The organism is Pseudomonas moraviensis (assembly GCF_900105805.1).
In the GTDB taxonomy this organism is placed as follows: domain Bacteria; phylum Pseudomonadota; class Gammaproteobacteria; order Pseudomonadales; family Pseudomonadaceae; genus Aquipseudomonas; species Aquipseudomonas moraviensis_A.
This window is the reverse complement of sequence record NZ_LT629788.1, coordinates 3086287-3109035: the sequence shown is the minus strand read 5'-3', so window position 1 is coordinate 3109035 and position 22749 is coordinate 3086287. Positions and strand designations below refer to the sequence as shown.

General features: G+C 60.1%; 20 protein-coding genes. 18 read left to right on the top strand and 2 right to left on the bottom strand.

The window, feature by feature from the left end; genetic code table 11:
• Positions 1-4: 4 nt before the first annotated feature.
• From fliH to BLU71_RS13740, 16 genes are all read left to right on the top strand, one after another.
• Positions 5-811 (top strand): flagellar assembly protein FliH, encoded by an 807-nt coding sequence (fliH, locus tag BLU71_RS13815; protein ID WP_064362065.1) that lies wholly within the window; start codon positions 5-7, stop codon positions 809-811.
• On the top strand, positions 801-2159 hold the full coding sequence (gene fliI / locus BLU71_RS13810) for a flagellar protein export ATPase FliI (protein WP_083353309.1): 1359 nt from the start codon (positions 801-803) through the stop codon (positions 2157-2159). The genes fliH and fliI overlap by 11 nt, the downstream gene beginning before the upstream one ends.
• A gap of 6 nt (positions 2160-2165) precedes the next feature.
• Positions 2166-2615, top strand: a complete 450-nt coding sequence (fliJ, locus tag BLU71_RS13805; protein ID WP_064362064.1) for a flagellar export protein FliJ — start codon at positions 2166-2168, stop codon at positions 2613-2615.
• 162 nt (positions 2616-2777) lie between these two features.
• The gene (locus tag BLU71_RS13800; RefSeq protein ID WP_065617405.1) at positions 2778-3083 is read left to right on the top strand and encodes an STAS domain-containing protein; all 306 of its coding nucleotides are present in this window, start codon (positions 2778-2780) and stop codon (positions 3081-3083) included.
• A gap of 5 nt (positions 3084-3088) precedes the next feature.
• Entirely contained in the window at positions 3089-4792 is a 1704-nt protein-coding gene (locus tag BLU71_RS13795; protein ID WP_083353308.1) for an ATP-binding SpoIIE family protein phosphatase, read from the top strand.
• A 30-nt stretch (positions 4793-4822) separates the two neighbouring features.
• Positions 4823-5170, top strand: a complete 348-nt coding sequence (locus tag BLU71_RS13790; RefSeq protein WP_083353307.1) for an Hpt domain-containing protein — start codon at positions 4823-4825, stop codon at positions 5168-5170.
• Positions 5171-5275: 105 nt separating this feature from the next.
• Positions 5276-6643 (top strand): flagellar hook-length control protein FliK, encoded by a 1368-nt coding sequence (locus BLU71_RS13785; RefSeq protein ID WP_083353306.1) that lies wholly within the window; start codon positions 5276-5278, stop codon positions 6641-6643.
• Between the two features lie 214 nt (positions 6644-6857).
• Positions 6858-7361 (top strand): flagellar basal body-associated protein FliL, encoded by a 504-nt coding sequence (fliL, locus tag BLU71_RS13780; protein WP_016771071.1) that lies wholly within the window; start codon positions 6858-6860, stop codon positions 7359-7361.
• A gap of 9 nt (positions 7362-7370) precedes the next feature.
• Positions 7371-8339 carry a flagellar motor switch protein FliM gene (gene fliM / locus BLU71_RS13775; RefSeq protein WP_003222890.1) on the top strand — a complete coding sequence of 323 codons (969 nt, stop codon included), beginning with the start codon at positions 7371-7373 and terminating at the stop codon, positions 8337-8339.
• 55 nt (positions 8340-8394) lie between these two features.
• Entirely contained in the window at positions 8395-8853 is a 459-nt protein-coding gene (gene fliN, locus BLU71_RS13770; RefSeq protein WP_016771070.1) for a flagellar motor switch protein FliN, read from the top strand.
• A complete protein-coding gene (gene fliO / locus BLU71_RS13765) occupies positions 8854-9306 on the top strand; it encodes a flagellar biosynthetic protein FliO (RefSeq protein ID WP_083353305.1) in 453 nt (150 codons plus the stop codon). It begins immediately after the preceding gene.
• Positions 9306-10064 (top strand): flagellar type III secretion system pore protein FliP, encoded by a 759-nt coding sequence (gene fliP, locus BLU71_RS13760; protein WP_042607538.1) that lies wholly within the window; start codon positions 9306-9308, stop codon positions 10062-10064. The genes fliO and fliP overlap by 1 nt, the downstream gene beginning before the upstream one ends.
• Positions 10061-10330, top strand: coding sequence for a flagellar biosynthesis protein FliQ (gene fliQ, locus BLU71_RS13755; RefSeq protein ID WP_016771067.1), 270 nt, complete (start codon positions 10061-10063; stop codon positions 10328-10330). The genes fliP and fliQ overlap by 4 nt, the downstream gene beginning before the upstream one ends.
• A 3-nt stretch (positions 10331-10333) precedes the next feature.
• Positions 10334-11119, top strand: a complete 786-nt coding sequence (gene fliR / locus BLU71_RS13750; RefSeq protein WP_064362059.1) for a flagellar biosynthetic protein FliR — start codon at positions 10334-10336, stop codon at positions 11117-11119.
• Positions 11120-11122: 3 nt separating this feature from the next.
• Complete coding sequence (flhB, locus tag BLU71_RS13745; RefSeq protein ID WP_039761196.1) at positions 11123-12262, top strand: flagellar biosynthesis protein FlhB; 1140 nt, start codon at positions 11123-11125, stop codon at positions 12260-12262.
• 178 nt (positions 12263-12440) lie between these two features.
• Positions 12441-13115, top strand: a complete 675-nt coding sequence (locus tag BLU71_RS13740; RefSeq protein ID WP_064362057.1) for a hypothetical protein — start codon at positions 12441-12443, stop codon at positions 13113-13115.
• Between the two features lie 186 nt (positions 13116-13301).
• On the opposite strand, the gene BLU71_RS13735 is transcribed toward BLU71_RS13740, so the two are convergent.
• Together BLU71_RS13735 and BLU71_RS27570 are read right to left on the bottom strand one after the other, a co-directional pair.
• Positions 13302-13661: a DUF6124 family protein gene (locus tag BLU71_RS13735; RefSeq protein ID WP_042607541.1), complete on the bottom strand. Its 360-nt coding sequence runs from the start codon at positions 13659-13661 to the stop codon at positions 13302-13304.
• 735 nt (positions 13662-14396) lie between these two features.
• Positions 14397-18419: a hypothetical protein gene (locus BLU71_RS27570; RefSeq protein WP_197680930.1), complete on the bottom strand. Its 4023-nt coding sequence runs from the start codon at positions 18417-18419 to the stop codon at positions 14397-14399.
• 809 nt (positions 18420-19228) lie between these two features.
• Between BLU71_RS27570 and flhA the strand changes: the two genes are divergently transcribed.
• Together flhA and flhF are read left to right on the top strand one after the other, a co-directional pair.
• Positions 19229-21358 (top strand): flagellar biosynthesis protein FlhA, encoded by a 2130-nt coding sequence (gene flhA / locus BLU71_RS13725; RefSeq protein WP_064365467.1) that lies wholly within the window; start codon positions 19229-19231, stop codon positions 21356-21358.
• An 11-nt stretch (positions 21359-21369) separates the two neighbouring features.
• Positions 21370-22710, top strand: a complete 1341-nt coding sequence (flhF, locus tag BLU71_RS13720) for a flagellar biosynthesis protein FlhF (protein WP_042607545.1) — start codon at positions 21370-21372, stop codon at positions 22708-22710.
• Positions 22711-22749 lie beyond the last annotated feature (39 nt).

Sequence of the window (22749 nt, the reverse complement as noted above, 5' to 3'; positions counted from 1 at the left end):
GCCCATGGATAAGCCTGACGAGTCTGTGACGGATCTGATCCGCGCCCGCGATGTTCGTGGCTTCGAATCCTGGGCGATGCCCAGCTTCGATCCGCCGAAACCGGAACCCGAACCTGAGCCGGAACCCGAACCGCCGGAAATGGAAGAAGTGCCGCTGGAAGAAGTCCAGCCACTGACTCTGGAAGAACTCGAAAGCATCCGTCAGGAGGCTTACAACGAGGGCTTTGCCATTGGCGAAAAGGAAGGTTTTCACAGCACCACGCTGAAGGTGCGTCAGGAAGCCGAAACAGCGCTGGCGGCGAAAATCGCCAGCCTTGAGCTGTTGATGGGCAACCTGTTCGAGCCGATCGCTGAGCAAGACACACAGATTGAAAAGTCGCTGGTCGACCTCGTGCAGCACATCACCAGACAGGTGATCAAGCGCGAACTGGCCATCGATTCGACGCAGATCGAACACGTCATGCGCGATGCCCTCAAGCTGTTGCCGCTGGGCGTGGAAAACGTCCGCCTGTACGTCAATCCGCAGGACTTCGCCCAGGTCAAAGCCCTGCGCGAACGCCACGAAGAAACCTGGCGCATCGTCGAAGACGAGTCGCTGTTGCCGGGCGGCTGCCGGGTTGAAACCGAGCACAGTCGCATCGATGCCAGCGTCGAATCGCGGGTGACTCAGGTCATGGCCAAACTGTTCGACCAGTTGCACGAACAAGCGTTGCACCCGGCGACGCCTGACCTGAGCCTGGAAATTCCTCAAGACACCCCAGCGCCTGTCGACTCCGACGAGCCGCGCGCGGACGCCAGCGATGCGCCTTGAACGCACCAGCTTCGCCAAGCGCCTGAGCACCTACGCCGAGGCCACCGAGATTGCCGGCGCGCCGATCCTTGAAGGTCGACTGCTGCGCATGGTCGGTCTGACCCTGGAAGCCGAAGGGCTGCGCGCCGCCATGGGCACCCGCTGCATGGTGATCAATGACGACAGCTATCACCCGTCCCAGGTGGAAGCGGAAGTCATGGGTTTCTCCGGCAGCAAAGTCTTTCTGATGCCGGTCGGCAGCGTCGCCGGCATCGCCCCGGGCGCCCGCGTGGTGCCGCTGGCCGACACCGGTCGGCTGCCGATGGGCATGAGCATGCTCGGCCGAGTACTCGACGGCGCCGGCCGCGCGCTGGACGGCAAGGGCGGCATGAAAGCCGAAGACTGGGTGCCGATGGACGGCCCGACAATCAACCCGCTCAACCGTGACCCGATCAGCGTGCCGCTGGACGTCGGCATCCGTTGCATCAACGGTTTGCTGACTGTCGGCCGTGGCCAGCGTCTCGGTCTGTTCGCCGGTACCGGTGTCGGTAAATCCGTGCTGTTGGGCATGATGACCCGCTTCACCGAGGCCGACATCATCGTCGTCGGCCTGATCGGTGAACGTGGTCGCGAAGTTAAAGAATTCATCGAGCACATCCTTGGTGAGGAAGGCCTCAAGCGTTCGGTGGTAGTCGCCTCGCCAGCGGACGATGCGCCGTTGATGCGTATGCGCGCGGCGATGTATTGCACGCGCATCGCCGAGTATTTCCGCGACAAGGGCAAGAACGTTCTGCTGCTGATGGACTCGCTGACCCGTTTCGCCCAGGCCCAGCGGGAAATCGCTTTGGCCATCGGCGAACCGCCGGCGACCAAAGGCTATCCGCCCTCGGTGTTCGCCAAACTGCCGAAACTGGTGGAGCGCGCCGGTAACGCGGAGAAGGGCGGCGGTTCGATCACGGCGTTCTACACCGTTCTGTCCGAAGGCGATGACCAGCAGGATCCGATTGCCGACTCGGCGCGGGGCGTGCTCGACGGCCACATCGTGCTGTCGCGGCGCCTGGCTGAGGAAGGTCACTATCCGGCGATCGACATCGAAGCCTCGATCAGCCGGGTCATGCCGGCGGTGGTTTCGCCGGAGCACATGCAGCGTGCGCAGTACTTCAAGCAGTTGTGGTCGCGCTATCAGCAGAGCCGCGATCTGATCAGCGTCGGCGCTTACGTCGCCGGCGGTGATCGCGAGACCGATCTGGCGATTTCCCTGCAGCCGCAACTGGTCAGGTATCAGCGCCAGGGCCTCAACGACAAAATCACCATGGGTGAAAGCCAGGCCTACCTGGAAACCCTGTTCGCCCCAGCGGCGGGCGGGTAACCGGCCATGGCCGTCAGCCGAGCAGCGCGCCTGGCACCGGTGGTGGAAATGGCCGAGAAGGCCGAAAAAGCCGCCGTGCAACGACTGGGCTATTTCCAGGGTCAGGTCAAAGTTGCGGAAAGCAAACTGGCCGACCTCAATGCCTTTCGTCTGGATTACTCGCAGCAATGGATCGTGCGCGGCAGCACCGGCGTGACCGGGCAGTGGCTGCTGGGTTTTCAGGGCTTTCTGGCGCAACTCGACACCGCCGTCGATCAGCAACGGCAGAGCCTGGTCTGGCACCAGAACAAGCTCGACAAAGCGCGTGAGGAATGGCAACAGGCATTCGCCCGGGTTGAAGGGCTACGCAAGCTGGTGCAACGTTATCGCGAAGAGGCGCAACGCCTTGAGGACAAACGCGAGCAGAAGCTGCTGGATGAACTGTCGCAGCGTTTGCCGCGGCGTGATGCCTTCTAAAGATCAAAAGATCGCAGCCTTCGGCAGCTCCTACAGGGGAATGCATTCCAAATGTAGGAGCTGCCGAAGGCTGCGATCTTTTGATCTTTGCTTGTTTCTTGCCCCGAGGCCCGACAGCTGCTAAACCTTGTACAGGTTCGTCAATGACAAGGAAGCCAGTCAATGTCAGTCGTTACACAAGTATCACCGGATGGTCAGAAGCTGACGATCTCGGTCAAAGGGCGCTTCGATTTCGGTCGCCATCAGGAGTTTCGCGAGTCGTATGAGCGGCTCGACAAGAAACCCGAATCCATCGTGGTAGATCTCAAAGAGGCCACCTACCTCGACAGCTCCGCGCTGGGCATGCTGCTTCTGCTGCGTGATCACGCGGGTGGCGACGAGTCGGATATCCGCGTCGTCAACAGCAGCACCGATGTGAAGAAAATCCTCGCGATTTCCAACTTCGACAAACTCTTCGACATCAGTTGACGCCCATGCAGGCGCAAGAGCCGCTGACCATTCTCATCGCCGAAGACAGCGCCGCCGACCGGTTGCTGCTGTCGACCATCGTCCGTCGTCAGGGCCATCAGGTACTGACGGCCGCCAACGGTGCTGAAGCGGTCGATACGTTCCAAAAGCAGCAACCCGATCTGGTGCTGATGGATGCGCTGATGCCGGTGATGGACGGCTTCGAAGCGGCGCGGCAGATCAAGGCGCTGGCGGGCGAAGCGCTGGTGCCAATCATTTTTCTTACCTCGCTGACCGAGAGCGAAGCGCTGGCCCGTTGTCTTGAGGCCGGCGGCGACGATTTTCTGGCGAAGCCGTACAACCAGGTGATCCTGGCCGCCAAAATCAAGGCGATGGATCGATTGCGCCGGCTGCAGGCGACGGTTCTGCAGCAGCGCGACTTGATCGCCAGACATCACGACTATTTGCTCAACGAACAGCGCGTGGCCAAAGCGGTGTTCGACAAGGTTGCGCATTCTGGCTGCCTGAGTGCGCCGAACATCCGTTACCTGCAATCGCCGTACGCACTGTTCAACGGCGATTTGTTGCTGGCGGCCTACACGCCGGCCGGTGACATGCACGTCATGCTCGGCGATTTCACCGGGCATGGCTTGCCGGCGGCAGTCGGCGCGATGCCGCTGGCCGAAGTGTTCTACGGCATGACCGCCAAGGGCTACGGTCTGGCCGAAACCCTGCGCGAGATGAACGCCAAGCTCAAGCGCATCCTGCCGGTGGACATGTTCTGCTGCGCCACGTTGCTCTGTCTGAGCTTCCAGAGCCGCTCGGTGGAGGTGTGGAACGGCGGCATGCCCGACGGTTACTTGCACCGCATGGCGAGTGGCGAGCGCGTGCCGCTGCCGGCGCGGCATTTACCGTTGGGAATTCTCAGTGCGCAGGCCTTCGATGACCGCACGGATGTGTATCCGATGGCCGTTGATGATCGGGTGTTTCTGTTATCGGACGGGGTGATCGATACCTGCGATGCCAATGACCAGTTGTTCGGTGTCGAGCGTTTGCAGCAGGTCTTTGCCGCCAATAGCGAGCCGGATCGGCTGTTCGAGGACATCGAGCAGGCGTTGCGCGATTTTCGCGGACAGGCCCGTGATGACGTGAGCATGGTCGAGGTCAGCCTGCTCGAGTCGACGCAGGCGCACGGCGCGGCACCGGTGTATTCGGACAGCGGCCAGTCGTGCCCGCTGGACTGGTCGGCCAGTTTCGAGTTTCGCGGTGCCACGCTCAGGCGCTTCAATCCGCTGCCATTTCTCTTGCAGTTGTTGCTCGAGGTGCACGGCCTGCGCTCGCAAAGCGGAGCCATGTACAGCGTACTCGCCGAGTTGTATTCCAATGCGCTGGAGCATGGCGTGCTCGGGCTCGATTCCAGCCTCAAGCGCGATGCGGCCGGGTTTGCCCGCTACTACGAAATGCGTGCGGCACGCCTGGAGGCGCTGCAGGAGGGTTTCGTGCGGGTGCATCTGCAGGTGCAACCGCGAGGCGAGGGCGGGCGTCTGGTCATCCGGGTCGAGGACAGCGGCAAGGGTTTCGATGTGGCGCGGGTCATGCAGCGGCCCCTGGACAATGTCCGCCTGTCGGGACGCGGCATCAGCCTGGTCCGGCAACTGGGACACAACGCCAGCTGGTCGGACCAAGGTCGTAGTGCCAGCGTGGAGTTTTTCTGGGAGATTGAGGCATAATCCGCCCATTCTTGATCAAGGAGTGAGCAAGTGACTGACCTACATGTAGATCGCGACGTTCTCGATACCTTGCGCGAGGTAATGGAGGGCGATTATCCAGAGCTTCTGGATACTTTTCTGAATGACTCTGAGGAGCGCTTGAGCAACTTGCGCGCAACCAAAGACGCCGATCAGCTAATGAGTTGTGCCCACAGTTTCAAAGGCAGCGCCTGCAATATGGGCGCGGTTCGACTCGCTGAGTTGTGCCAGGACCTTGAGTCGAATGCCAAGGACAAAAGCCCGGAAGCACTCGCTCAGCTGGTTGCCGACATCCATTCCGAGTTCGCCGACGTACGCCCCGTGTACGAAGACGAAAAGCACCACGCCCATACCCACTGAAGCCGCCTTCCGGCGTTTTTCGCAAGTGCCTGGCCAAACTGGCCCGGCACTTGCAGTCATCTTGCTCAACTGTACCTACGATCCCAGTGCAGCGGAGACCGTGTCATGCCTGCGACCCCCAACATTCTTCTTCAGACCGCCGCCCAGGCCAAGGCGCAAGCCGCCTCTGCCAAATCGTCGGCAATGGCCGCAGACGCCGGGGACAAGGCTTCGAGCTTCGCCAAAGTGTTCGCCAATCAAGCGCCGGCCAAGCCTGCCGCCAGCGCCGATAATTCAGTCAAACCGGCACGCGACAAGGTCGCTGACAACAGCGGCAAAAAGGATATCGGCAAAGATCAGTCTGCCGCGCCCGAGCCAGCAGTTGCCGATAGCGGCAAAGCGTTGCCTGCGGACAAAGCGGCGGCGAGTGACGACGCAGCTGCCACTGCCGATGACACCGCTGAAACCGTACAAACCCCTGTGGTCGATACCGCGCCTGTAGACCCGGCGCTGGATCCAGCCCTGGCTCAAGTCGTCCAGCCATTGGTCGCAGCGCCTGTCGTGCAAACCCCGGTAGTCGCGGCGCCAGCCCAGCCGGAGACTGAGACACCTGCATTGACTGCTGTGCCGGGCATGGTCAAAGATCCGGCGGCTACCGACAGCGATTTCGATCCCTCGGCCGACCCGCTCGACTCGATGCCGGCCGTGCGCATGGCGATGGAGCAGGGCGGGCATATTTCTGCCGCCAGTCAGGCACAACCGAAAGCCTCTCCCGCTCAGGCTCAGGCCGACGGCGAACTGACCGCTGCGCAGAACTTTGCCGCCGGCATGGCCAGCATGCTCGACGTCCAGGCCGACAAGGACAGCACCAGCCAAGGTGGCGAAAAAGCCTTCAGCGGGCTGATCGATGATGGTCTGAAGGATCTGAAATCAGCCACCAGCGATACCCGCGTCGACGACTTCGCCAACCGTCTGGCGGCACTGACCCAGGCCGCTACGCCAAAAACCGCGAATGCGCTGCCGGTCAATCAGCCGATCGCCATGCACCAGAGCGGCTGGACCGAAGAAGTGGTCAACCGCGTCATGTATCTGTCCAGCGTCAACCTCAAGGCCGCCGATATTCAGTTGCAACCGGCTGAACTGGGGCGTCTGGATATCCGCGTGAACATGGTTCCCGATCAGCAGACCCAGGTGACCTTCATGAGCGCGCACCCGAGCGTGCGTGAAGCGCTCGACAGCCAGATGCATCGCCTGCGCGACATGTTCAACCAGCAGGGCATGGGCCAGGTCGACGTCAACGTCTCCGACCAGAACCGTGGCTGGCAGGGCCAGCAAGGCCAGGAACAGGCGCAGCAGGGCCACACCGGACGCACCAGCGCCGCCGGCGGGCGTCTGGATTCGGCGGATGAAGAATTGGCACCGGCCACTGTGGCTGAAGTGGCGGCGCAGACCACCAGCGTCATCGGCACCAGCGCGGTCGACTATTACGCCTGATAAAGCACAGCCCCCCCCTGTAGGAGTGAGCCTGCTCGCGATTGCGGTGTGTCAGTTAGCGGACTCGTTGACTGACACACCGCAATCGCGAGCAGGCTCACTCCTACATTTGTTTTATGTCGCCCTCCCTTCAGCCTCCGACACTTCTGGCATAACACTTGCTCTTGCCTTGCCGTGCGACTGTGAAACCCCCGATTAGTGACGGATTATTGGCATGGCGAAGAGCGAAGCTGCAGCAGTAAAAGACCCCGCAACCAAAGGCAAACTCAAGCTGATCATCGTGATCGTGCTGGCGTTGCTGGTGGCCATTGGTGCATCCGTCGGGGCGACCTGGTTCTTCATGCACGGCGCCCAGAGCAAGCCTGCCGAGGCCGCTGAAGCAGCGCCGGTCGGCAAGCAGGCAGCGATTTTCGAGCCGATGGCGCCAGCCTTCGTTGCCAACTACAACCAGAACGGCCGTCAGCGCTACATGCAGGTGAGCATCACCATGCTGGCGCGTAACCAGGCCGATCTGGACGCGCTTAAAGTGCACATGCCGGTTATCCGCAACAACCTGGTGATGCTCTTCTCCGGTCAGGATTTCGCCACACTGGCGACCCCGGTCGGTCAGGAGATGTTGCGCCAGAAGGCCACCGCCAGCGTCCAGGAAGTGGCGCAGAAAGAACTGGGCAAAGTGGTCATCGAACAGTTGCTTTTCACTAATTTCGTACTGCAGTAGGAACACGACATGGCCGTGCAGGATCTGCTGTCCCAGGATGAAATCGATGCGCTGTTGCATGGCGTCGATGATGGTCTGGTACAGACCGATAATGCTGCCGAACCCGGCAGTGTCAAAAGCTACGACCTGACCAGCCAGGATCGCATCGTCCGTGGACGCATGCCGACGCTGGAAATGATCAACGAGCGTTTCGCCCGCTACACCCGCATCAGCATGTTCAACATGCTGCGCCGCTCGGCGGACGTTGCCGTCGGTGGCGTGCAGGTGATGAAATTCGGCGAATACGTGCACTCGCTGTACGTGCCGACCAGCCTCAATCTGGTCAAGATCAAACCGCTGCGCGGCACTGCGCTGTTCATCCTCGACGCCAAACTGGTGTTCAAACTGGTGGACAACTTCTTCGGCGGCGACGGCCGTCACGCCAAGATCGAAGGGCGTGAATTCACCCCGACCGAACTGCGCGTGGTGCGCATGGTTCTCGAGCAGGCCTTCGTCGATCTGAAGGAAGCCTGGCAGGCGATCATGGAAGTCAATTTCGAGTACATCAACTCGGAAGTGAACCCGGCCATGGCCAACATCGTCGGCCCGAGCGAAGCAATTGTCGTCTCCACCTTCCACATCGAACTCGATGGCGGTGGCGGCGACCTGCACGTGACCATGCCGTACTCGATGATCGAGCCGGTGCGGGAAATGCTCGACGCCGGTTTCCAGTCCGACCTCGACGATCAGGACGAGCGCTGGGTCAATGCCCTGCGCCAGGACGTGCTCGATGTCGACGTGCCCATCGGTGCCACCGTGGCCCGCCGCCAGTTGAAGCTGCGCGACATCCTGCACATGCAACCGGGTGATGTGATCCCGGTCGAGATGCCGGAAGACATGATCATGCGCGCCAACGGCGTGCCGGCCTTCAAGGTCAAGATGGGCTCGCACAAAGGCAACCTCGCGTTGCAAGTGATCGAGCCGATCGAGCGTCGCTGAGGCGGCGCCTTTCACCCCCGTATTTAACCGAATTGTTGCCCGCCGAGGACACATGATGAACGACGATATGAACGCGCAGGACGATCAGGCACTGGCCGATGAATGGGCTGCGGCCCTGGAAGAAACCGGTGACGCCGGCCAGGCTGACATCGATGCACTGCTGGCCGCCGACGCCGGCACTTCAAGCTCCAACCGTCTGCCGATGGAAGAGTTCGGCAGCGTGCCGAAGAACAACGATCCGGTGACCCTCGACGGTCCGAACCTGGACGTGATCCTCGACATTCCGGTGTCGATTTCCATGGAAGTCGGCAGTACCGACATCAACATCCGCAACCTGCTGCAACTCAACCAGGGTTCGGTGATCGAGCTCGATCGTCTGGCCGGTGAGCCGCTCGACGTGCTGGTCAACGGCACCTTGATCGCCCACGGCGAAGTAGTGGTGGTCAACGAGAAGTTCGGCATCCGCCTGACCGACGTGATCAGCCCAAGCGAACGCATCAAGAAGCTGCGCTGAGTGAAAAGGTTTCTCTGGGGTCTGCTGGCATTGCCGTTGAGTGTGCTGGCTGCCGAGCCGGGCGCAACCACTGCTGCGCCTGCCGCCACCGCGCCAATGGTCAACAGCGGCGTGGCCGGGCAGTTGACGCAACTGGTGTTCGGTTTGCTGCTGGTGCTGGGCTTGATCTTCTTCCTCGCCTGGCTGCTGCGCCGCGTGCAGCAGGCAGGGCCGGCGGGCAAGGGGCAGGTGATCGAGTTGATCGGTTCGCGCGCGCTCGGCCCGCGTGACCGATTGATGCTGGTGCAGGTCGGCAATGAGCAGATCCTGCTCGGCCTCAGCCCCGGCACCATCACCGCGCTGCACGTGCTCAAGGAACCGGTCGAAGTCCCCTCCGCCAGTGAAAAAGCGACGCCGGAATTTGCTCAGCATCTGCTGAAAATTCTCGGCAAGGATCAGAAGGATACGAAGTAATGGGTGCGCTCCGCATCGTCTTGACGCTGGTCCTGTTGCTGGCCGCGCCGCTGGCGTTGGCCGCCGATCCGTTGTCGATCCCGGCGATTACGCTGGGCACCAATGCCGACGGCGCGCAGGAATATTCGGTCAGTCTGCAGATCCTGCTGATCATGACTGCGCTGAGCTTTATTCCGGCGGCGGTCATTCTGATGACCAGTTTCACGCGGATCATCATCGTCTTCTCGATCCTGCGTCAGGCCCTCGGTCTGCAACAGACGCCGTCGAACCAGATCCTCACCGGCATGGCGCTGTTCCTGACGCTGTTCATCATGGCGCCGGTGTTCGACCGGGTGAACAACGACGCATTGCAACCGTATCTGGCGGAAACCCTCACTGCGCAGCAAGCGGTGGAAAAGGCTCAGGTGCCGATCAAGGACTTCATGCTCGCGCAGACCCGCACCAGCGATCTGGAGCTGTTCATGCGCCTGTCCAAGCGCACCGACATCGCCACCCCGGATCAGGCGCCGCTGACCATCCTGGTGCCGGCGTTCGTGACTTCCGAACTTAAAACCGCGTTCCAGATCGGCTTCATGATCTTCATCCCGTTCCTGATCATCGACCTCGTCGTGGCGAGCGTGCTGATGGCCATGGGTATGATGATGCTTTCGCCGCTGATCATCTCGTTGCCGTTCAAGATCATGCTGTTCGTGCTGGTGGATGGCTGGGCGCTGATCATCGGCACCCTGGCCAGCAGTTTTGGAGGTGTTTCGCCATGACGCCGGAAGTCGCGGTCGATATCTTTCGTGAAGCGCTGTGGCTGACCACCATGATGGTCGCCATCCTGGTGGTGCCGAGCCTTTTGGTCGGCCTGCTGGTGTCGATGTTCCAGGCCGCCACGCAGATCAACGAACAGACCCTGAGCTTTCTGCCGCGTCTTCTGGTGATGCTGGTGACCCTGATCATCGGCGGTCCGTGGATCGTGCAGACGTTCATGGAATACATCATCCAGCTGTACAAAAACATCCCGATGGTCATCGGCTAAGCCATGCAATCGCTGCTTCAGTTGACCGACACCCAGATCAGCACCTGGGTGGCGTCGTTCATGTTGCCGCTGTTTCGCGTGGCGTCGATGTTGATGGTCATGCCGGTGTTCGGCACCACCCTGATCCCGCGCCGCGTGCGCCTGTATTTCGCCGTGGCGATCACCGTGGTCATCACCCCGGCGCTGCCGCCGATGCCCGCCGTCAGCCCGCTTGACCTCAGCGGTCTGCTGTTGATCGGCGAGCAGATTCTGGTCGGCGCCGTGCTCGGATTTTCCCTGCAACTGTTCTTCCAGGCCTTTGCCGTTGCCGGGCAGATTGTCGCGGTGCAGATGGGTATGGGCTTCGCTTCGATGATCGACCCTACCAACGGCGTTTCGGTGGCGGTGATCGGTCAGTTCTTCACCATGCTGGTGACGCTGCTCTTCCTGTCGATGAACGGCCACCTAGTGGTGTTCGAAGTCCTGACTGAAAGCTTCACCACGCTGCCGGTCGGCGGCGGTCTGATGGTTGAGCATTACTGGGAGCTGGCCGGCAAACTCGGCTGGGTGCTTGGCGCCGCGTTGCTGCTGGTGCTGCCAGCGATCACCGCGTTGCTTGTGGTCAACATCGCCTTCGGCGTGATGACCCGCGCCGCGCCGCAACTGAACATCTTCTCGATCGGTTTTCCGCTGACCATGGTGCTCGGCCTGTTCATCGTCTGGGTGGGTCTGGCGGACATTCTCAACCAGTATCAACCGCTGGCCAGCGAGGCCTTGCAGTTGCTACGCGAACTGGCACGGGCGCGCTGAGTCATGGCAGAGAGCGAAAGCGGTCAGGACAAAACAGAAGACCCCACGGACAAACGTAAAAAGGATGCCCGAGAGAAGGGTGAGATTGCCCGTTCCAAAGAGCTCAACACCCTTGCGGTGATGATGGCCGGTGCCGCTGCGCTGCTGATTTTTGGCGGCATGCTCGCGCAAGAACTGATGGACGTGATGCGCCTGAACTTCACCCTGTCCCGTGAAGTGGTCATGGACCAAGGCGCCATGGGCCGTTTTCTGTTGGAGTCAGGGTTGATTGCCTTGCTGGCGATTCAGCCAGTCATGATCACCCTGTTGCTCGCCGCCGTGATCGGCCCGATCTCCCTCGGTGGCTGGCTGTTCGCCGCAAGCTCCCTGGCGCCCAAATTCAGCCGGATGAACCCGGCCGCCGGCCTCAAGCGCATGTTTTCGTTCAAGGCTGTGGTCGAACTGCTCAAGGCACTGGCGAAGTTTCTGATTACCCTGGGCGTGGCGTTGGTGGTGTTGTCCGCCGACGTCGATGACTTTCTGCGCATCGCCCACGAGCCACTGGACATGGCGATCATCCACAGCGTTTTGCTGGTGGGCTGGAGCACGCTGTGGCTGGCCTGCGGCCTGATCATCATCGCCGCCGTCGACGTGCCGGTGCAGCTTTGGGAAGCGCACAAGAAACTGCTGATGACCAAGCAGGAAGTGCGCGACGAACACAAGGACCAGGAAGGCCGCCCCGAGGTCAAGCAGCGCATCCGCCAGACCCAGCGCGAAATGTCCCAGCGGCGGATGATGGCGGCGATCCCCGAAGCCGATGTGGTCATCACCAACCCGACCCACTACGCCGTCGCCCTCAAGTACGACTCGGAGAAGGGCGGCGCGCCGGTGCTGCTGGCCAAGGGCAGCGACTTCATCGCCCTGAAAATCCGCGAAATCGCCGTCGCCAACAACGTCATGCTCCTCGAATCGCCGGCGTTGGCCCGGTCGATCTACTACTCCACCGAACTGGAGCAGGAAATCCCCGGCGGGCTGTATCTGGCCGTAGCGCAGGTATTGGCTTACGTCTACCAGATCCGCCAACACCAGGCGGGCAAGGGTAAACGGCCGGATCCGCTCAAGGATGATTTGCCGATTCCGCCTGATCTGCGGCGCGATTCCTGACGGTTACCGTCTGTCTGGAAAACCTCTCAACCTGTCAAGTCTGACAGTAGACGGCCGCGCCCGCCGGCGCTCTCATTGCCATGGGAATTCTCCCGGCATTTCCCTGCATTGGTCGCTCTGATCATTTGATGCGAGTACCAGGGAGCGGCGCCTGCATCGGGTTTCAGAGGAAGCAATCATGGCAGACCAGCCCTATATAAAGTTGCAAGGTATGGAGGTTGAATTCGTCTCGGGAGTGTTGGAACAACGTACAGCCGATCGCGCAATCGGTTACACCGTGACTTTCAAGTTGATGCTGGACTTCACCCATTTCAAGCAGATGGCCAACGCCTACAGCGCCAATTACCTGGAGGTGTCGAGCAACGCGATTCGGCCGGAGCTGGAGGGTTTGGCGTACCACAATCACTACAGTGTGATTGGTGGTTCTGCAGGAAAAATCGTCAACAGTGCGATGCTTTTCGAACTCTTCACCGATCCGGATTTGTACCTGGATGGCTGGATCAACGATGAAATGGAGAGGCGATTTGGCAAGCCGGAATTCGTCATTGAGGGAAGTGCGCTTTTGATGACGGCGCGGCAGGACTTTCGTTGGGAAGATCCGGAGCGCGAAATCAGGATCGAAGACCTCCCCATCATTTGGTTTGATTGGGCACTGACCCTCATAGAGCAGCGGACAAAAGTGTCTTGGGGGCTGCCGGAGCGTACGACGCCGGTATCGGTGGTGACGTTTATGTACACGCAGGACGCGGTCGTCGTTATCGAGGGTACGGAGCTGCTCAAGGGCGCGCGCTATATCAACGGCAAGAATCTCGGTTTCGGCCCGATTACCCCTGAACAGGTTTTAACGGCGTAGTGATCTGCAACCCGCCGCCCCGATTGAAAGGGGGCAGCGGGCTTTTTCTGCCTCAAGGTTTTGTGTTGGGCCTTAGCCAGTATTCGCGCTCCCACTTTGGAAGCCGTTCAACGGTGGGAGCGAGCCTGCTCGCGAAGGCGTCAGAATTGACGCTGGATCAATCAACTGGTGTCCCCAATGCCTGCGTCAACCCGGCAACTCCAGATTATCCAGCACCCGATTCACCGCCAATTCGCCGAGCATGATCAGCTGCGCGATGCCCATCAGCGTCCGGCGCTGCGACGGTTTCACCAGTCCGGCGAATTCCTGGGCGATGGTTTTGGCCGAGGCAAGGGTTTCGCAGGCGTTGGCCAGCAGGTCTTCGTTTTTGGTGTCGGCGGTGACGGCGTACATGGCGCGAGGGCTGAAGGGTGGTGGCGTGGAGCCGGGTGGGCAGAGGTAGTGGTCGAGGGCGCGGTCGGCGGCTTGGTGGAGTTTTTTAGAGTCGAGGGATTCGTAGGGGGAGGTGGGGTCTGTTTCGGGTGGGTTGGGTGTTGGTTTGATCATGGTGAAGTTCCTTTGTGGAGCCGCTACAACCTGTCGCTAAACAGGAGGGTGGCGGCTGTACGCAGGTTAGCGAACCGGTCAAAGGCACCCGGCAGACCCGAAGGTCTCCCGCATACAGCCACCATGACGAAATCGCGAAAATACAGATCCGCAACGAAGCCTGGAACGCCGATGCACCTTTGACTTGAGTTCGAGTCGCTAAACCCGATCGCTGGTTCGTCAGCGACCGCACCACAATAGAACCCGCCCCCAAGGCGCACAAGCCGGCGGATTCTGGCTTGGCTGTAGGCAATGGCGCAAGGATTTGTAGCCTGAAAGGCGTGTCTGAAGGTGTCTTTTAAACGCCTGAGTTTAAAAGGCGATTTGCGCTGACTTCACTGGCCCCTTCGCGAGCAAGCTCGCTCCCACATTTGGAATGCGTTTCCCTGCGGGAGCGAGCTTGCTCGCGAAAGGGCAATACCGGTCAGCAGTAAATCTCGATCAAGTCCCGCTGTTTAAATCACTGGTTAAATTCCCCTTTGTGCGTCCCTGTAGGCAATGGCGCAAGGAGGTGTAGCCTCGAAGGCGTGTCTGGATGTCTTTTGAATATATGAGTTTAAGAGATAAAGACTAGGATGAAACATGGTCTGCTCCTGTTAAACCAACGTAATCTGCCTTATTGAAGAACATCACTGAATACAGGTCAGTAATCGTTATCTGTTCCCATAACGTCCCCGACATCGCCAAGAGGCACAATTAAACAGGAATCATGGCCACCACACTGTTACGAGACACATCCCCACCACTATCAATACCCATTAGATAGGCTTGAGACGAGTGAGATTCGACGGCATAAAACCTCGTAGTCGATCCAGTGTACTGAGTTCCTAGTTCGCCATCATTCGAGCACAAGCGTTGCAGTGTGTTCATTACATATTCTCCGCCGTTGATACCACCAACAGAGGCAATCCAAGCATTTCCTTGTGCGGACGTTACGGTGCCACGGCGGATTGTGATGCGATGAACATTGGTCACGTTCACTTCGTAGGTTCCTGAATTCAATCTCGCGTCAGTTACAGTGATTATTGATTTGCCTTTGTTTACGCTGGTTACTTTTCCAGAGGAGTCGACTGATGTGATCGATGGATTGGATGACACGTAACTAACCGGTTCTGCTGCTACTGTCGGACGGCGAGTTTGCGTGGTACCTGGTTCTACAGCGCCCGATTTTTTCCACCTGGGTGAGTTGGATGGATCCAGAATCAAACATAAACCATTGAGATTCATGGGCGACCGATCCAGCGTGAATGCTTGCACGGTGACCTTCCACGCGGTCGAGACAGCTCCAGAACCGTAAACTGCTTTAGCGGTGAATGTGTGCGAGGTAAGGCTCAGACCTGTAATCAGCTTTTCCCAAATACCCAATGTCGCGGTGACTTCACCTATGGAAGTCGTACCGTCGAATATTTCGACTTTCTGACCGATGCTGGCGCTGCCTTTGAGTGTCAGAGACGTACTGAGAGTGTTTGTATTCTTTGGCACTACCACCCCTTTGTCGTCCAATACATTGTCCAGTGTCGGAGCGGTGGCTTCCGTTACGGTCAGTGTGCGCACATTTGACCATTGCGGGGACGATGTATACAGCGATCCTGCGTATAACCTCCGGGCACCCACTGCAACAGTAATAGGCAACTCCCACATGCCTGTTGCTGTCGAGGCGGTGGCCACCCCCTTGGAGGTGTGGCTCGGGCCGTTTCCTTCAAAAATTTCGACTCTCTGGCCCTTGCTCGCGGTGCCTATGAGCTTCAGGGCGGTGCTGACGGTAGTTTGTCCCTCGGGGATTTCAACGTTCTTGTCGTCAAGCACGTTGCTCAGCGTAGGGACGACAACCGGCGTCACGGTCAGTGTTCTGGCTGCCGACACGGCGCCGGAGCCGTACAAAGCCTTGACGGTAAAGCTGTGCGCTGCCACAGCCAGGGCACTGACGAGCAGCGTCCAGACACCGGTTGTGGCATGTGCCGTTGCCTGATCTTTGGAGACCGTGCCGTCAAAGATTTCGACCTTCTGGCCTTTGGCCGCGACGCCGCTCAGGGTGACGGCAGTTTCCACCGTAAGGCCGCCGTGAGGGATTTCATCCCCGCTGGGTGAGCCTTTTACCGAGCCGAGGGTCGGCACAACGTTTTCGTAGGCCTTGATCCTGTAAGTCCGTAGGGCAAACGTAACGGCCTCTGTCTCGACTTGAGTGCCGCCAAAACCTGCCTTGAACTCCAATTCCAGGTCTCTGCCATCTTCCAGGCTTTGCAAGTCCGGCAGCGGAAAGCCGTTCTGGGCGTAAAAACCCTGATTAATCCATGTCGCGCTGACATGCGAACCCGGCGGTTGCCAGAAGGTTTTCAAGTAGTCGCCCCCGCCTTTCAATGTCCCTTTCGCTTTCAGCCAGACATATTGTTTCAGCGCAATGTGCGGATAACTGTTCGCGCGAAGGGTGGCGTTGGTGGTCAATTGACTGACGTCCAGCTCCGGCCCTTCGCCTTGTTCGGAGGCCTGCACGATCAACGGCTTGGGCAAATCGCTTTGCGCAATGGGCGACACCGCCAGCGCACGAATCCGCGACTCTTTCGGATCCTGGGTGCTGCGCGTAACCGTGTAATCCAGCGTGATGGACTTGGCGAGGTTGAAGGCGATCACCGAGACGGCCAGCGGTATTTCCTGCAGGCCGACGGTGGTGACGGGCCATGGCTCGGTGGTGTGCGAACCGGCAGCCGGCGTTCCGGGGGCGCCGGTCAAGCGGACGATAATCCTGTCGCCGACCAGCATGCCGTCATAGTTGATCACGGAGGTCAGTGCGTTCTGGGCCTCCAGTGGGTCAAGGCTGGTGTCGTTCGGGGCTTGCTTGATTTTCGGCTCTTTCAGATCCAGCGCCACGCCGACACGAAACTCCAGCGGCTCGGCATAACTGGTCCTCCCATCCGCACGCTTGATTTCGTACCTGGCCACCACCGTCCCGCCTTCGTTGTCCTTGATCATCGCGGCCGGGATGGTGAACGGTATTTCCTTACCGGCGGTAAATTCGTTCAGCTTGATCGAGTCGGGATACTCACCGGTGATCGAGCCGACCCAGAACATGAACGCTTCATCGCCTTTGACCGTTTCCGTGTAGATGATCGTCGCGGTGGTGCCGGGGGTGTCGGCGGGCAGGACGCCGTCCACCACGCCGGCCACCACCGGTTCGGGCAGTTCCCGGCGTGGTTTGCCGACTCGCAGGATGTCGGTGTGGATCGACTCGCGAATGGCGTGGGAGGCCTGGTACGCGTCCAGCTTGGCGAACGCCGCGCTCGGGATCAGGAGTTGGTAGTAGAACTCCGCCGTGCCGCCGTTGACCGGGGTCAGGTGGTTGCCGTCAATGCTGTACGACAGCGGTTTGGCTGCGACGATGTCGTTGTGGGTGATGGGGCGCGTTGGCAGAGCAGGCAGGTAGGGCTTGAGGCCTGACGTGGTGCCGAGCATGAATATGTTGAGCTCCTGACCTTCGGCAAAGGATTTGTCGAAGGGGATTTCGAGACGCACCTGGGGCAGTGCGGGATCCAGCGCCCCGGAGTTCTCGTCCAGCATGATCGGCGCGGCCAGGCGCTGGACTTCGCCGATGGCGCGGATGAATTGGCCGTTGGATATCAGGTCGGCGCTGCCATCGGCTTTTTTCAGGCGGTAAGACACGGTGATCTGGGACTTGGCCAACTGACGCAGCACGGCATTGGGGGCCTTGGTTTCAACAACGCTCGGCACGCTGATCAGCGGGAGGCCTTCTATTTCCAGATCAATCGGTGGACCTTCGACCGGCGTGCCCTTGATCTTGATGAACGGGATGTCACCGATTTTGAAGTGGGCATTGTCTGTGGCGACCACTTGCACGGTGCCATCGGCGTCGCCCAATTGGTCGACGTCCAGCACGTTGTTCAGCGCCTCCTTGAGCAACGGCGCACCCAGCCGGGTCGCATGAACGGCCACCACCACACGCTGTTCAGGACTCCAGTCCTCGGAACGGTTGAAAACCTTGTCGTACACCTCGAACACCACGGCCACTCCGGGGATCCCTGGACCACCGGCATCACCCGCTTCACGGATGATATCTTCTTTGATTTTCACGATGATCGGCGCCGTGCCTTCGGCCTGGTCCTGGGTCAGTGGAGCACTGAGCACGAAGATTCCACCCCAACTCACGCGGCAAATATCGCCGGCCGCGGCGAAGGGATAGGGCGGTGTGCCGTCGGCCTTGCCAATGCTGATGTCCACGCCAGCGGCCACGTTGCCCTCGTGGATGCCGCCGTCAAGAATCTCCTGCGCAATGATCATGATCAGCCTGGAATGGCCGTCGTCACCGTTGTTATCGTGGCCACCCGGGCGCGTCAGCTTGACCAGCACCTGCATGACTTCGGACGGTTGATCTGTGCCGCCCAGCGGCTTGACGGAATAGGACACCGCAAACTCGCCGTCGACCATGTGCCGCGAAGGCACGAACATGCGCAGTTGCGTATCGACCTCATCCTTGAGGACGGTCTGGGTCAGCACGTTGTGCCCGGTGCCCCAAAATATCGTCAGCCTGTCGCCACTCGCCATATTTCCCCACGGCCCCGCCTCGCACCGCAGGCCGTGATACGGAAAGTTGTCCAACGCGGCGGCGATGTTGATACCCCAGACATCGGGATCCTTCGACACCGGGTCCTTGCTGCGACCAGGAATGCCAAGTTCTGCGAGTAGCAGGGGTTTTTGGGGGCTGGACATGGAGACGGCTCCGACGGGAAGTGACGGAACGAGTTAACGCGACTTGGCGTGAATGCACACCTGTCAGACTTGACAGGTGTGCGGTGATATCCGACGAGCGGTCACCTTCGCGGACGCCTCGCCCGAAAAAGCATCGTCAGTTGCAAGCGCCTTATCAGCGGTAACGACGTCCATAGACCAGAGGCTTAACGGTGGTTGCGTGGAGCCGGGTGGGTAGAGGTAGTGGTCGAGGGGCAGCTATACGCGGGTCGCAGACCGGAACTCTAGAACGGCAGACCCGAAGGTCTCCCACGTACAGCCGCCATAAAAAAACGGGTGATGTGCGTCCAGAGATCGACGGGCTGCGAGACCCGATCGCTGATTCGTCAGCGACCGGACCACAATAGAACCCGCCCCCAAGGCGCACAAGCCGGCGGATTCTGGTTTGGGTGTAGGCAATGGCGCCAAGGATTTGTGGCCTCAAAGGCGTGTCCTGAAGTGTCTTTTGAACTCCTCGGTTTAAAGGGCACTTTGTGCTGATTTCACTGGCCCCTTCGCGAGCAGGCTCGCTCCCACAGTCTGGAAGGCATTTCAATCTGACATCTGGAATGCGGTCCTCTGCAGGAGTGAGCCTGCTCGCGATACCGGTCTGTCTGATGTAAATGCATTGACTGAAAAGTCCTCATCGCGAGCAGGCTCACTCCTACAGTGGTCGCGTTCAACACCCTGTCTGTTTCAATCAATCGCGAAAGTTGGAAAGCTTCTTGCAGTAGCCGCCCTGCGCCCGTTCGGGGCGTCAAAAGTTTGCTTTAAAGGAACGGGGAAAACCGGTGGATCGCACTCAGTTATTCAATACAGCACGCACCAACGTTGCCGACCTCAGTCGAGGCAATCTGGGCGTGCCGTTGTTGCTGCTGGTCATGCTGGCGATGATGATGTTGCCGGTGCCGCCGTTCCTGCTCGACGTCTTCTTTACCTTCAACATTGCCCTGTCGATCGTCGTCCTGCTGGTCTGCGTATATGCGCTGCGGCCGCTGGATTTCGCGGTGTTCCCGACCATTCTGCTGGTGGCAACGCTGCTGCGCCTGGCGTTGAACGTGGCCTCGACGCGGGTGGTGATGCTCCACGGTCAGGACGGCCACGCCGCGGCCGGTAAGGTGATTCAGGCCTTCGGTGAGGTGGTGATCGGCGGTAACTACGTGGTCGGTATCGTGGTCTTCGCGATCCTGATGATCATCAACTTCGTCGTGGTAACCAAGGGTGCCGGGCGGATTTCCGAGGTGAGCGCGCGTTTCACCCTCGATGCGATGCCCGGCAAACAAATGGCGATTGACGCCGACCTCAACGCCGGCCTGATCGACCAGAACCAGGCCAAGGCGCGCCGTCAGGAAGTTGCCCAAGAGGCGGAGTTCTATGGCTCGATGGACGGTGCCAGCAAGTTCGTCCGCGGTGACGCCATCGCCGGTTTGCTGATTCTGTTCATCAACCTCATCGGCGGCATGGCCGTTGGTATCTTCCAACACGGCATGAGCTTTGGCGACGCCGGCCGGGTTTACGCGTTGTTGACCATCGGTGACGGTTTGGTGGCGCAATTGCCATCACTGTTGTTATCGACAGCGGCGGCGATCATGGTGACCCGTGCTTCCGGCTCGGAAGACATGGGCAAGCAGATCAACCGCCAGATGTTCGCTTCGCCGAAAGCGCTGGCCGTCGCCGCTGGTCTGATGGCGGTGATGGGCCTCGTGCCGGGCATGCCGCACTTCTCCTTCCTGACCATGGCAGCGCTGGCCGCGGGCGGCGCGTACCTGTTCTGGAAGAAGCAGAACGTCGCCAAGGTCGTGGCGCTGGAAGAGGTCAAGCGTCAGCAGGAACTGCTGCCGTCGCCGGCTCGCGCCATGGAAACCAAAGAACTGGGCTGGGACGACGTCACGCCGATCGACATGATCGGTCTGGAAGTCGGCTATCGCCTGATCCCGTTGGTGGACCGCAATCAGGGTGGGCAATTGCTCGCGCGGATCAAGGGCGTGCGCAAGAAGCTCTCGCAGGACCTGGGCTTCCTGATGCCGACCGTGCACATCCGCGACAACCTCGATCTGGCGCCGAGCGCTTATCGCCTGACCCTGATGGGCGTGATTCTCGCCGAGGCCGAGATCTACCCGGATCGCGAACTGGCGATCAACCCCGGCCAGGTCTACGGCTCGCTCAACGGTATCAACGCCAAAGATCCGGCTTTCGGCCTCGAGGCGGTGTGGATCGAAATCAGCCAGCGCGCCCAGGCGCAATCGCTCGGCTACACCGTGGTTGACGCCAGCACCGTGGTCGCCACGCACTTGAACCAGATTCTGTACAAGCACTCCAGCGAGCTGATCGGCCACGAAGAAGTGCAGCAACTCATGCAATTGCTGGCCAAGAGCTCGCCGAAACTGGCTGAAGAGCTGGTGCCGGGCGTGGTGTCGCTGTCGCAGTTGCTCAAGGTCCTGCAAGCGCTGCTCGCCGAACACGTGCCGGTGCGCGACATTCGCAGCATCGCCGAAGCGATCGCTAACAACGCCGCCAAGAGTCAAGATACCGCCGCTCTGGTCGCCGCCGTGCGGGTCGGCGTATCCCGCGCCATCGTCCAAAGCATTGTAGGCACTGAGTCCGAGCTGCCTGTGATCACATTGGAGCCAAGGTTGGAACAGATATTGCTCAATAGTCTGCAGAAGGCAGGACAAGGCTCGGAAGAGGGTGTTCTGCTGGAGCCAAGCATGGCCGAGAAGCTGCAACGTTCGTTGATCGAAGCGGCCCAGCGGCAGGAAATGCAAGGCCAACCGGTGATCCTGCTGGTAGCAGGCCCGATTCGCGCGATGCTCTCGCGCTTTGGCCGCCTCGCAGTCCCTGGGCTGCATGTGCTGGCCTACCAGGAAGTACCGGACAACAAGCAAGTGACCATCGTTGCGACAGTAGGGCCCAACGGCTGAGGTAGTGGTTTATGCAAGTTAAGCGTTTTTTCGCCGCCGATATGCGTCAGGCCATGAAGCTGGTTCGCGATGAGCTGGGCGCTGATGCCGCCATCATCGGCAACCGCCGCATCGCCGGCGGCGTCGAGTTGACGGCGGCACTGGATTACAAATTGTCGGCGCTGGCGCCGCGGGTTCCGAACATGGAGCTCGAAGACGAACTGCGCAAGACCCAGTCGCGCATCGTCACCGCCCAGGCCGAACTGAGCCTGCGTGGCGAAGCCGACGGCAACACCAATCAGCAATTGTTCGCCGGGCTGCCATTGACCGCAGGCCTGCCGCTGACCGCTGCCGAGCCGCTGAGCGAGCCAACCTACGCTGCCCCGGCGCGTCCGGCCGCAGCGCCTGCGCAGGCCTCGGCGGGTGTCGATCCGCGAGCACTGGATTCGATGCGTTTTGAATTGAACAGCCTGCGCGAGCTGATGGAAGTGCAGCTCGGCACCCTGGCCTGGAATCAGCTGCAAGGCAGCCGTCCGGCCCAGGCCAATCTGTATCGCCGTTTGCAGCGCATCGGCCTGTCGGGCCCGCTGTCGCGTGATCTGTTGGCGCTGATCACCGATATCGAAGAGCCGCGTCAGGCCTGGCGCATGCTGCTGGCGCATCTGGCGCGGATGATTGCCGTACCGGAAGTCGAGCCGCTGGAAGAGGGCGGTGTGATTGCCATGGTCGGCCCGGCCGGCATGGGCAAGACCACCACGCTGGCCAAGCTTGCCGCGCGTTATGTGCTCAAGTACGGCGCGCAGAATGTTGCGCTGGTGAGCATGGACAGCTTCCGCATCGGCGCGCAGGAACAACTGAAAACCCTCGGGCGCATTCTCAACGTGCCGGTGACCCACGTCGATCCGGGCCAGTCGCTGGTCCAGGCATTGGATCCACTGCTACGCAAACGCGTGGTTTTGATCGATACTGCCGGGCTGCAGGCCAGTGATCCGGCGTTGCGCATGCAGCTTGAGAGCCTGGCCGGGCGTGGCATTCGCTCGAAAAATTATCTGGTGCTGGCAACCACCAGCCAGAAACAGGTTCTAACCGCCGCTTATCACAGTTACAAGCGTTGCGGGCTGGCCGGTTGCATCCTGACTAAACTGGATGAAACGGCCAGTCTCGGCGAAGTGTTGAGCCTGGCGATCAGTCATGAATTGCCGGTCGCGTACCTGACCGATGGCCCACGGATTCCGGATGATCTGCATCTGCCGCGCCGTCATCAACTGGTCAGCCGCGCCGTCAGCGTGCAAATGCAGGAAGAACCCAGCGAAGAAGCCATGGCTGACATGTTCGCTGATATCTATCACAGCCCGACCAAGCAGGTTGGCTGAGGTAATCATGAACAGTTTTTGTACCTACATCGATGGTCT